The organism is Bartonella sp. AC329YNZD (assembly GCF_042196685.1).
Taxonomy (GTDB): domain Bacteria; phylum Pseudomonadota; class Alphaproteobacteria; order Rhizobiales; family Rhizobiaceae; genus Bartonella.
The window spans coordinates 150,712-162,797 of the sequence record NZ_JBHIQS010000003.1; the positions used below are offsets into that span (position 1 = coordinate 150,712).

At 33.5% G+C, this 12,086-nt stretch carries 8 protein-coding genes and 5 pseudogenes; 7 read left to right on the forward strand and 6 right to left on the reverse strand.

Going from position 1 to position 12,086, the window contains the following annotated elements:
• Positions 1 to 696 precede the first annotated feature (696 nt).
• A complete protein-coding gene (locus ACFIMW_RS02945; protein WP_375608068.1) occupies positions 697 to 894 on the forward strand; it encodes a hypothetical protein in 198 nt (65 codons plus the stop codon).
• Positions 895 to 1,233: 339 nt separating this feature from the next.
• On the opposite strand, the gene ACFIMW_RS02950 is transcribed toward ACFIMW_RS02945, so the two are convergent.
• Complete coding sequence (locus tag ACFIMW_RS02950; RefSeq protein ID WP_375608069.1) at positions 1,234 to 1,506, reverse strand: hypothetical protein; 273 nt, start codon at positions 1,504 to 1,506, stop codon at positions 1,234 to 1,236.
• A 180-nt stretch (positions 1,507 to 1,686) separates the two neighbouring features.
• Positions 1,687 to 1,866 carry a hypothetical protein gene (locus tag ACFIMW_RS02955; protein ID WP_375608070.1) on the reverse strand — a complete coding sequence of 60 codons (180 nt, stop codon included), beginning with the start codon at positions 1,864 to 1,866 and terminating at the stop codon, positions 1,687 to 1,689.
• 332 nt (positions 1,867 to 2,198) lie between these two features.
• Here ACFIMW_RS02955 and ACFIMW_RS02960 point away from each other — a divergent pair.
• Positions 2,199 to 2,496, forward strand: a pseudogene (locus ACFIMW_RS02960) (integrase); the annotation flags it as partial.
• A gap of 636 nt (positions 2,497 to 3,132) precedes the next feature.
• Here ACFIMW_RS02960 and ACFIMW_RS02965 read toward each other — a convergent pair.
• Both ACFIMW_RS02965 and ACFIMW_RS02970 read right to left on the reverse strand, forming a co-directional pair.
• Positions 3,133 to 3,359 (reverse strand): annotated as a pseudogene (locus ACFIMW_RS02965) (hypothetical protein).
• Positions 3,356 to 4,020 (reverse strand): annotated as a pseudogene (locus tag ACFIMW_RS02970) (lysozyme). Before ACFIMW_RS02970 ends, ACFIMW_RS02965 begins: the two co-directional pseudogenes overlap by 4 nt.
• A gap of 846 nt (positions 4,021 to 4,866) precedes the next feature.
• On the opposite strand from ACFIMW_RS02970, the gene ACFIMW_RS02975 reads away from it, so the two are divergent.
• Both ACFIMW_RS02975 and ACFIMW_RS02980 read left to right on the forward strand, forming a co-directional pair.
• Complete coding sequence (locus ACFIMW_RS02975; protein WP_375608071.1) at positions 4,867 to 5,016, forward strand: hypothetical protein; 150 nt, start codon at positions 4,867 to 4,869, stop codon at positions 5,014 to 5,016.
• Between the two features lie 97 nt (positions 5,017 to 5,113).
• Positions 5,114 to 5,304, forward strand: a pseudogene (locus tag ACFIMW_RS02980) (helix-turn-helix transcriptional regulator).
• Positions 5,305 to 5,747: 443 nt separating this feature from the next.
• Here ACFIMW_RS02980 and ACFIMW_RS02985 read toward each other — a convergent pair.
• Positions 5,748 to 5,897 (reverse strand): annotated as a pseudogene (locus ACFIMW_RS02985) (transcriptional regulator); the annotation flags it as partial.
• 520 nt (positions 5,898 to 6,417) lie between these two features.
• On the opposite strand from ACFIMW_RS02985, the gene pyrF reads away from it, so the two are divergent.
• The 3 genes from pyrF (at position 6,418) to ACFIMW_RS03000 (ending at position 10,935) form a co-directional block, all read left to right on the forward strand.
• Positions 6,418 to 7,263, forward strand: a complete 846-nt coding sequence (pyrF, locus tag ACFIMW_RS02990) for an orotidine-5'-phosphate decarboxylase (protein ID WP_375608072.1) — start codon at positions 6,418 to 6,420, stop codon at positions 7,261 to 7,263.
• Positions 7,264 to 7,776: 513 nt separating this feature from the next.
• Entirely contained in the window at positions 7,777 to 9,270 is a 1,494-nt protein-coding gene (hisS, locus tag ACFIMW_RS02995; protein WP_375608073.1) for a histidine--tRNA ligase, read from the forward strand.
• Positions 9,271 to 10,389: 1,119 nt separating this feature from the next.
• Entirely contained in the window at positions 10,390 to 10,935 is a 546-nt protein-coding gene (locus ACFIMW_RS03000) for a replication protein (RefSeq protein ID WP_375608074.1), read from the forward strand.
• Between the two features lie 554 nt (positions 10,936 to 11,489).
• On the opposite strand, the gene ACFIMW_RS03005 is transcribed toward ACFIMW_RS03000, so the two are convergent.
• A complete protein-coding gene (locus ACFIMW_RS03005; RefSeq protein WP_375607278.1) occupies positions 11,490 to 12,014 on the reverse strand; it encodes a peroxiredoxin in 525 nt (174 codons plus the stop codon).
• Positions 12,015 to 12,086: the final 72 nt, after the last annotated feature.

Genomic DNA, 12,086 nt, shown 5'->3' on the forward strand with positions numbered 1-12,086 from the left:
CCTATCTTATTTTCTTGCATTCTTAATGATTTATGCTGTTTTTGAACTGGTGAGCATATTAGAGAAAAGTTTAATATTTTGTATATATTATGTCATTTCTAATATTATTTTCGTTATACTTCCTTTATTGATTCCATAATTTGTTAAAAACTTTAGTCAGTTTCCATTATAGATAGGCTTATTTGGTATATTTAATAATACAAATTGGCATTTAATGTTTTGTTCCATAAACAATACAGTCATTACAACTGCAAGCCTTCTATTGATATTATTTTCTTCACAAATAACTACAGATTTATAGCATTTACATAACTCTAACACAGATATATTATCTAAAAATCGAATTATTGCTACGCTTATAACCTTTGATATAATTTTAGAGTTTTTCAGCGGCATCAAAACAAATCTGGCGAGTTTCTCCAGTAGCAAGGAAGAGAATATCTTTTCTCTTTTTTATAACAAAAGCTTCATGAATAGCGATTTTTAAAGCATCATTATGAATATTTTTAACAGCGCGCTTTTCTCAATGTATATAAACGGGTTATAGGATGACTGAGAGTAGAAAAAATTGCAGCTTTTGTTTCTTTATTATTGGCAGAAGTAATGATGTGTATGTTTATAATAGTACAAAGCGAAGAAAAATCAGAAATAGCATGATGTGTAGCTCTCAGTAGCCTATAATGAATACCAGCGCTAATGCCAATCAGTCAAATAGGGATTTCACAAGAAACAACATTTGTTTTTATTTATTTAAGTGCACGTGTTGTCAAAAAACAAGCCAGCGAAACAACAAATGTTTTTTTACAGGAGGCAAGAGCCGCTGCAACGCCGATTAAATTTGGTTTGGCAATTCCAGCTTCTACAATATATTCTAGAGATCATTTTGCAAATTGATCAATTTGTCCAGATATTCTTGAATCCGCCGTAAAAACAGTAATACCCTTATCAAATTGCGCTATTTTATTAAGAATCTTATTAAGATCTTCAAGGTTGAAAAATTTCATAGAAGTTTGTGCTGTCATGATGAGGAGTATACAAACGCATTCTCTCATAAATTGAATTTTTTCTCAATTTCATTGATAGAAATATTATATTTCTCATTTATTGGAACTTTGTGATGTCAGTTTATATCATTTTCCATGGAGGAAATACGACATCTCTTTAGTGTATTCATAAATATGGTTTGTTGGTTTATCTTGATAAAATGAGAGTAATCCTAACCCCCTTTTTAATCTATGTTATATCGTGTCCAATAATTTTTACAATATGGCATCTAAAACTTGTAAATTGATCTGTGAAGAGTTCTGTTTTTATTAAGGCATCTGTTTTATCCGTAATTTGAAACCGATTTCTATCAACAATCGCAATGAGATGGCTGAGTATATAATATGCTGAAAAAAGTGCAGCCTCCCAAACAGATTCCTCTATCATTTTTCTATCGCCAAGAAGCACGAACGCACGGTAGGATTGAAAATTAAGCTGTCCAGAAAAAGTCATATAAATCATGGCTAAGAGAATCCGTATTTTACTCAACTCTAGGGACTTTTTGAGTTACATGTCCAATAAAATCTGAACTAAATTATAAATAAGTATCAAAAAGTTTAGGACCCAAATATCCTATTTCTGATAATATACAATATTTCAACCGTATGTCCTTTACTTTGAATATATCAATCGCGATGGAGATCATAAATACGCATTGGGTTTATTTGAAGAAATATTTGTATAAGATATTATACCAATATAGAAGGGAATTGCCGTTGTATGACCGGATTTTGCTTTTCTAATGAATTCAAGTATTTTAAGATACAGATCAGGAGCATAAATTACATCATGAACATCCGATTTATAGGTTGCATCAGCCATACTCTCCCCCTTTAGAAGAATTACAAAATAATCACTTCAAATTGCAATTGTATGGACTATTTACTCTTTGTCATGAACAAGTCAGCATTGTTATTTTATTGATCAACATTGCAACAGTCCTTATATTTAAATAGATTCATAAAGAGGTATTTTTACTCTTTTCTTTCAGTGTTTTTTACTCACACATTCATCCCGTTTGTGACATGAAAGTGAATAGTTTTGATTGATTTATCATGAACAGATTTGAAATAAGAGAATTTTACGATACTTAAGGTTCTAATTCAATATGAGTAACGCTAAATTATCTATATAAATCAATATTTATCTGTTACAAACTTTCTTTAAAAAAAGCGCGGGAGATTGCAAGATATGACAGTGATATTTTTAAAGAAAGCAATGATCTCATCTTATTTCTGGAACAAATTATCTTAAAACAATAAAGCAATATCTTTAAAGAAGTTGTTTGAGTGATTATTGAAAGTAAAAAAGCTGGGTTAAAAAGCTGGGTTAAAAAGTGAAGGAAAAAATGGTTGTTTTTTTTCACTAGAATTGCCTATTATTTTTCACGAGGGTAGCTTACCTATAGAAAAATTAACAGCCAACATTATTCACAATGCTTTTGCACCACTTTAGCATGAAAAGGCAGCTTCAGTGTGAGAGTATTTACTTTATCTTCAATGTCATTACAGTTAGAAAGCTCAAATAACATCATTCATAAATCTCATAAAAAACCAATACCGTTATTCATGGTACAGTTCCGTGGATTAGTTTTCTCAAGGGTGCCAGATCTCTAGATATTATTTTTATTGAAAGCACCCCCTTTTTTGTATCATCACGTCTTTATACGGCGATAGCGAAGTAATCCATAAAATCCTTTATCATCTTGTTTTGAGAGTATAACAGGGATACCCTTAGAATATATCGATACACTCAATCATTTTATGCAAATATAACCGCTTAAATCCTTTGGTTGTCATTTGAGCACCTTTGTCATTTCAATTAAATCAATGAACCATCAAAGTGCTCTAATCCTTTAAGTGTTGCTGCTTTTAATCTGAATGCCTTCACCTCTTTCAAATTTTTTCATCGAGTAATGTCTCAGAGGAATTGTATTTTTATCATTTTATTTTCTGTTTATGTTTCCAACCACATAAATGTTCACCTTGTTCGTTATGTTTTAGAATATCTCTCGCCAAATTTGGACTAATGACATTGATATCTTATCGATTCAAATAAATGGGCAGCCACCCAATACAAGAAGTTCGTTCATTCGTCACGCAACCAGTTAGAAAGCTTAGTGCGCACATCAGCATCACTTTTCTTGTTAATTTCATTTTCTACCTCAAGCCGTGTTTTCGCTATCTTGAAAGCTTCATTTGTTTGCTTTTGTTTCTCAACTTTTTTCCAAGGAAAAAGGCTTTCACTAAAGCTATAAGAAAAGCTGCTATGATCGCTGACGTCATTGTCAGATATTTTTTTATCCATAAGATCAGAGAGGGTGTTCCTGAAAGCGTTTAGCAATATAGACCATAGCTGTACAAGCTGCTAAAACCATAATACCTGCTAAAACCCATTAAACAGGGCCATTTCCCGCAAAAATCCCTCCAAGCCCTGAAAAAGAACCTATGATTGGTGCAAGAGCTTCTACTTTGCAAATACCTGTTACACCTTCTGATTCTACTACATGATAATTGGGAGCAACGTGAGCTCTTTTTGCCCATAATCCGGCTTCGGCCGCGCGACGATTGACAAGATCTGGGATACGTTTTCCTCCTACTTTTGTCCATTTTTGCAATTCTGCTGGTACCGCTTCATATTCACCTTTATTGAGCTTTTTTAAAAGTGTAGAATTACAAAAGGCTGTTATTCCTACATTATAAGCAAAATGATACTAATGCCGCGAATTGTTCATCGTTTAAAATAACGGTAATGGCTTTTTCAACAACGGCTTCACATTCTCTCAAGTCTTGACGAAAGATTTTTTAAAGCCTCTTTTTCCGTAATTTGCATGTTTTTATGGACAGTTGGTGCACTAGCTGTACTTGTATGTCCATAACAAATTGTCCATACACCACCAGAATCTTTATAGGTTCGTAAACGTAAGCCTTCCAATTGCTTAATCAGTGTAAGCTCTTCTTTTGATATTTTTCGCATTATTCTATCCTATAAAAAACTACAAAAATCAGGATATGAATTCAAAACTTACATTTACTCATTAAAAAAACGAAACATTGAAAGGGTCTCATAACACTAAAATCACTATAATAGGCCCTATAAAAACTCATATCGTTTTTTTGTTGGAACAAAAATTGCGCTAATCACTATTTATTTTTCAGTAATTGATCTCCTCTCTGTTTAAAAGACAAGAACTTTTAATAAACCAAATTTATAATCAACGAAACTCCATTCACAAACTCTAATAGTTGATCTAGAATGATTTAAAGGAATCTTACTTGAAAAAATCAATATTTTCCAATATTTCTAGTGAAGGCAAGTTCTTTTCAATAAAAATAAGAAATGTAATAATGAAAAAATAATAGATATTGGTTTTTAAATAATTATATAATCTATAACTTACGTAGTAGAAATTTTTATAAAAAAAGAGATATTATAATCAAGCGTTATACATCTACCAATTATCTTAGATAACAACAATACTTAACACATAATATATTATACATGTTTAATCAAAAAAGCTATAGTTAATTTAATTATGCTTTATTTTTTTCTCTAATTGCTTAATTTACTTAAAAACATACCTTTATGAAGGATGTGAAATAAACTATTACATAAAACATAATGAATATTTTCTCCCTCTCTTAGTAGTCTATTTCTAACTGAAACAATATATCATTAGAGCATATTCAACATATAGACCAATGCTATTTGATAGTTTTGTAAAGAATATTGTCTTGTAATAAACTTGAACGATGAGTTCCGTTTCATGTATTTTCTTTTTCATATGAATAACGCCTTCGTCTTCTTCATATGAAGTGTTTTGTGGAGCGTGCGGGGACAATGGTGGCATCTTTGTCTGGTGTTGTATTGGCTACCTTTTCGCAACATCTTAAACAAATCAATCAAGCTGTTGAAATCTTTTTAGGAGCAATAGCAGAAGAGACGCAAAGAATTTTGACGAAATCCGCTTGAAGTTATGGGGAGGCTTTGTCCTCCCAGCATTTCCACTCATTTATGTAATATAAAAAAAGAAAAATAAGGAAAAAGTCCTTCACTAAAGCTAAATGAGATGATTTTTAATAATAGCGATAGATATATCGCAACCATGAATGTGCACAGCTTTTTAGTGTATCCACAACAATAATTCGCAACTTGGTTCTTCAAGGACTATATCCAAAACCGTATAGGATAGGTAAAGCAGTGAAGTGTAAAAAAAGAGATTTTAGCACGTACTTTAAAGAAAAAATATGGGATAAATGAGAGCAAATTAGATAAAATTATTCTAGTGTGACAAGTATGTGGAAAGAGGTGAAATTAGGGGGATTATTTATTAATTGGTTATTTTTATGCACAATTTTTACCATTAAATGCTCGTTTTTTCAAATTAGATTTTGTCATCTAAAATTGTAAAAATTACCGAAAATCAAAAAAAGAGCGTTTCAATGGTAAAATAAGAGAAAGCTTTGAAAGGTTTTTGAAAATGCTTTGAAAGCCCAGAAAATCATCTTTGAAGACCCTGTGAGAAAAATTAAACAAAAAGTGAAGTCTTGCATCAAAATCAACGCCAAATGATCCAAAAAGCAAAAAAGATTTTCATTTGTTGGTGATTATCTATTTTTTGATGAAATATATAATTATAAATCAAATGGTTGTATAATTTTCATGTAAAAAGTCTTCCACTTTCATTTTGCATATTAGGGGAATTAAGCCGCGTTTTGTGTCGTTTGTAGATGTGCATTTTCAGTCTCTATTTGACACTTTAAATGCAATTTTAGAAGAGGCAAAGTAAGCTTTACTTCTTCCATATCGTTGATGTTTTGAACACGCTCTTGCAACTTTCTATAAAGCTCTGCCACTCATTCTGCGAATGCAAGATGACGACAGAAGAGAGTAGCATTGTCCTGAAAGAGTTTATACCAATTTTTACAGGAAATGCTTTGGTACGAGCGGGTTGGGGGAAATGAGACGCCGAGAAGACAAGATCATTTGCTTGGATATCGGCTTTAAAAGGCTATCAATTTAGCATAGGAGAATTTTACATAAAAATGCAATAAAATTAGTGGGTTGAATCAATTTATTTTTATATAAATTCCTTTAGAATTCACACTTTTATGCATGATTCAATTGACCATTTTTTATAAAAGATTGCCGTGTATAGAACAGACTATAAAAGCAAATTATGATGCAAACATTATAATGCATGTAAACGTTCAAATGGAATGAAAAGCAGCTATCATGTTAACAGTTCATGATACGTTTTTATCACAAAAATTCGATAGTTGCTGTGTCACTGTTCAGTATTGTATTATTTTGACAAATGCTTTTTTTTGATTGTATTAGAAAGTTTAAAGAGAGGCTATGTTAGGATATAAAATGTTTTGTTCAGTTTTTTTGAAAAATAGTGAAAAATATGGACCCCTTTGTGTTGGTTTTGATCCGAGTTATAAAGTTTTGCAATCATGGAATTTAAGCTGTGATTATAAAGGTCTAAAAGATTTTTGTAATATTCTCTTAACAGCTGTTGTGGGCAAAGTGGGGATAATAAAGCCGCAAGCCGCATTTTTTGAGTTATATGGGGCGGAAGGGCTTCAAGCTTTGGAAGAACTCATTGAAAATGCGCACGAACAAGGTTTATTAGTTCTCGTTGATGCAAAAAGAGGAGATATTGGTTCTACCGCTGAAGCTTATGGTAAAGCTTGGCTTGGCCCCAATAGTCCATTCAAAGCGGATGCCATAACCGTCAATCCTTTTTTAGGATTTGATGCTCTCATTCCTTTGATAAAGATTGCAGAAGAAACAAAAACAGCCGTTTTTATGGTTGTTCAGTCTTCTAATCCAGAGGGAAAGCAAATTCGAAATGCGCGCATTGGTGATCAAACTGTTTCGGTTCATTTGGCGCAGCGTATTTTTGAATATAATAACCAATCTTTAAGTCAGTCTCATCAGGTTGGCCCTATCGGGGCAGTTATTGGAGCAACATTGGGTCATGAAGCAAAAGATACAATCGAACAGTTAGAAAATAGCTTGTTTCTCGTTCCTGGCATTGGTGCTCAAGGGGGAACGATAACACAATTAACTCAACAGTTTCCTCAAAGGTTATGGCAAAATATTATTCCTTCAATTTCAAGATCGATTACAGAAGCGGGCCGAAATAGTGTTAATTTAAAAAGTGTCATTCATAACTTTGCTGAGCAATCTAAAAATACACTTCTGTCTTAATTTTTTTGCTAAGCCATCAAAGAGAGAAAGCTCTTATAAAGAAGGGGAGGCTTATCAAATTTTAAGGAAGACACTGCTTTCAAGAAGTGACTTTGCTTTATCTCAAAGCCAAGAGTTGCTTTTTATCTTCTCAAAAAGAGGCACAATATATTTCTCATTTTCTGTTGGAATTGGGGGATCAAATACCTAAGTCAAGTGTTTGAAGAAAATGCAGAAACTTTGGAAAATATATGAATAATTGTTTTAAGGAGACAAGATAGGCAAGAAAATATAAAAAGGACGCTAACCGTGCTAAAATGAGGCTTAAGAGAATTTAGAGAGTGTTTTCGTTTTATGGCTCTGATTCCTTTAAAGGGAAATTCTTTTAGACTATTGCCTGATAAGGGTAGTGCTTTTGTAAAATAAAAACCTCTAACATGTTGTTAAAAGCTTCTAGGTTGATAAAGTCATTGCAGCGTTTGTTTCTATGGGATAATGGTTATCTGTGAACACATATTGTTGCTAGAGAATAACATGTCATTGAAAAAAGAAAAAACCAAAGCTCGTTTACCGCGTGGTTTTGTTGATCGCACAAGTGCACAATTGTATGCAACTGAAACCATGATTGCGCAAATTCGTGAAGTCTATGAACTTTACGGTTTTGAAGCGCTTGAAACACCAATTTTTGAATATACGGATGTGTTGGGGAAATTTTTACCTGATTCAGATCGTCCCAATGCAGGGGTTTTTTCGCTACAAGATGATGATGAACAATGGATGTCTTTGCGCTATGATCTGACTGCTCCTCTTGCCCGTTATTTTGCTGAAAATTTTGAAACGTTACCAAAACCTTATCGCAGTTATCGGTTGGGGTTTGTTTTTCGCAATGAAAAGCCTGGACCGGGGCGGTTTCGGCAATTTATGCAATTTGATGCTGATATTGTTGGAACACCAACCGTTGCGGCAGATGCTGAGATTTGCATGATGGCAGCGGATAGTTTGGAAAAATTAGGAATTCAGCAACATGATTATGCCATTCGTTTGAATAACCGAAAAATTCTGGAAAGTGTTTTGCAGTTGATTGGTTTAGATGAAGGAGAGCAGATTGAAAAGCGCTTAACTGTCTTAAGAGCAATGGATAAGCTTGATAAATTTGGTCCTGAAGGCGTACGGTTGCTTTTAGGTAAGGGGCGTTTGGATGACAGTGGTGATTTTACAAAAGGGGCTGAGCTTAAGGATAAAGAGATTGAGTGTATTCTTTCCTTACTCACGGTAAATGCAAAAACAGCAGAAGAAACGCTTGATGCTCTCAGACAAGTTGTTGGTCAGAGTACTCAAGGGCTAGAAGGGGTTCGCGAGCTTGAAGAAATGCAAGCAATCTTTGCCGCTAATGGTTATCATAATCGCATTAAAATTGACCCTTCGGTGGTCCGCGGATTGGAATATTATACGGGGCCTGTTTTTGAGGCGGCATTGCTTTTTGATGTTTTCAATGATGATGGGCAAAAAGTTGTTTTTGGCTCTGTTGGTGGGGGCGGGCGCTATGATGGGTTGGTCGCGCGTTTTCGTGGAGAAAATATTCCGGCAACAGGTTTTTCAATGGGAGTTTCACGTTTGATCGCTGCTTTGCAAAACCTTGGAAAATTGCCGGTAAAAAATACTCTTGGACCCGTTGTGGTGCTGATGATGGATAAAGAGCCAGAAGCTGTTGCGCGCTATCAAAAAATGGTGATGAAATTGCGAAATGCGGGAATTTGTGCTGAACTCTATTTGGGAGTATCGGGAATTAAAGCGCAGATGAAATATGCAGATCGTCGCCAAGCTCCTTGTGTGGTTATCCAAGGTTCACAAGAACGTGAGAGTGGAAAAATACAGATCAAAGATTTGATTGAAGGGGCGCGTTTGTCTCATGAAATTAAGGATAATCAAACATGGCGTGAAAGCCGCCCTGCGCAAGTGATGATTGATGAAGAGCAATTGGTTCAAACAGTACAAGATATTTTGGCAGCCCAAAAAGGGGCATGGTAAAAGTTTTGTGAAAGCGATTGTGGGGAAAAGTTTGAAATTTTCTTCTTCAATTTTCAGAATTTGTCTTTTACTTGTTTAGATATTCTTATCTTTATCTTGATGACGGTCGTGTTCTTTTCATAACAGCTTATACAGCTTCGCGTGGCTTTTTTGAAATTGTTAAAAGGTTTGGAGTGCTTAGTGAAAACAATGATATTAAACGCATTAAAAAAGAAAAAAAATGGTATTTAATTAAAACCTTAGGAACAGAAAAAAATACACTGGATAATTAAAAAAACAGCTCTCCGCTCTCGATAGAGGTTTGTAATAGGAGCTACATTGGGTGATTCAATAAAAAATAAAAGCGAACGATAAAATTAAAATAGATGTAATTAAATATGAAAACTCACATTTTAGGACTTCTTTAGGTACCTAATTAATGGATGAATGCGTCTCTTCTGGACTTGTGAATACTGAAAGTGTTGGAGGAATTCGCAGAGAATTAAAAAAATGACAAGCAGAAAAAAGAGAAATTTTCTGTTTGTCTGTACAATTTTAATGAATTAATACCTAATAAATCATTTCATTTTAACGCATATCTAAAAACTGAAAAGCAACAAATTGCGTTATTTTTTAAGTTCGTATGGCATAAAAAGAAAATTCTTTTAAAAGGTAAAAACATTTTGTATTCAATAAAATGAATGTTTTTGAAGGCGATAAAATGCATTTTTTTGAGGGTTTGATGGGAACATCTTCGTGAAGAAAAACACTGGAAAGTGAAGTGCTTGAGGACTTGCGCAACTATGTTTAGAAAAATTGATGACCAATAGGTTTATAAAAATCCATTAGTCTATAGAAATATTGATCATTCATATAGATTTAATTTTTGAATTCTCATTTGCTGGTATCATATTTTCTACTGTTTTATTGTCAACAGTCTGCAATCTCACATCCATAAGAGATGAAAGAGATCTCAAAAGTTTTATTTTAGAAGATTTTTTTAGTTTCAGAAACAACGAATAACTTAAATCAGACAATTTTTAAAGGGAAAATATGAGAGGCATTATAAGAAATTATAGTGACAACCATTTGAAATTATTCATTTATTATAACAAATAAATTTTTTACGGAGAAATGAAAATGGCCAAATATGATTTTACAGTGTTACATGAAAGAAATCCCTTTATTTTGAAAAAACCTGAAGAGATTGGAAAGTCATTTAAACTTCCTCCTTCAAATTTTGGATTTGAAGATCTTCCGCAAATCACTTTTTCAGGCGCCTCGTCGTGTCGACGTATGATTTTTGCACTATCATTTAGTGGTATGAAAGCTTTTTTTGTGATGTTGTGGCAAGTAGGGAAAATGTCAGATGAAGATGATGTGGATTTATGGTTTGATCAGATAACATTGGATCATGATATTCTTGAGGAATTTTTGACTTGCGATCTTTCAACTCAAGAACCAGAATATCTTAATTTTGAAAGTTTTAAAGAAGGTATCAAAGAATTAGAAAAGAATAAAATTGTAGCGAAGGGGACAAAAAGAGATTGTTATTTCATCAATCCAGATATTTTTGGTCTTCCTGAATGTGATGAAGATTTTGAGCTCGATGAAGAGGAAGAGATAGAAGAGGAAGAAATGAAAACACACTTTATGGTAGAATATCCAAATAAACGACTTCTTTAACCGTTTTTCTCTTAGAGAAAAATAAAAGCTTAGAATAAATTGCTATGAGAACAGCAATGAGTCTGTTTATGGTATGTGAATTGGAATGTTTACGGGATCTGTTTTGATTCAATTCTTTTCCTCAACGGTTATTTATCCAGAGCAGTTTTTATGCTATATTCGATTAGTTTTATGAGACATAACTCAATTTCAAGTGTGTGCCTTTTTAAATAAATGTTTGATCTGTATTTTTTCTTTTGATGCTTTTGTGAACCTTGGATTATTAATGCCTTGGCATTCGGGAGCGCTTACGAGAAGCATTTTTAGTGCTTTAAGCGTATTTTTACCTACACGCCACACCCGCTTATGACGTGCAAACAAGTAATCATAATTGATTCAGTAGAGAAAAATTTGAAATAAAGGAATATTACGATATTCAAGGGGCTAATTCAAATTGAAAAACGCTATGTAAATTAAAATGTCGAATAGATGTTTCAAGAGATACAAAAAACACAAATCCCCTCTCTAAAAGGAATTTGTGTCGTAGAATTTAAATATATAACTTTTGGTTGGAATTAGCTTTTCAAGGCTTTTAAAACATTTTGTGGTGAAGAAACTTCGTAAGGATCTGTTGCACAATTATCTGAAAAACCTGCTTCTTCGAACCATTGTTCAACCACACCATCATTAATAACAGCTGCATAGCGCCATGATCGCATGCCGAAACCAACATTGTCTTTTGCAACCAGCATACCCATTTTGCGTGTGAACTCACCAGAGCCATCGGGAATTAATTTCACGTTTTTGATATTTTGTGCTTTTCCCCAAGCATTCATGACAAAAGCATCATTGACGGAAAGGCAATAAATTTCATCAATACCAGCGTGTTTAAATTCATCATAGAGTTTTTCAAAGTCAGGCAGCTGAAAGGTTGAGCAAGTAGGGGTAAAAGCTCCAGGAAGAGAAAAAAGAATAACACGCTTTCCTTTAAAGTAAGCATCGCTGCTAACTTCTTGCCACCGATAAGGATTGTCTCCAGCCATTGATTCATCGCGTACGCGTGTGTGGAATGTTACATTGGGAACTGTTTTTTTCATCATCATGATGCTCCTGTATTCTTTTACGAAAATTTTGTTTTAAAACAGCCTTCGTATTTAAAAACATATGGGAAA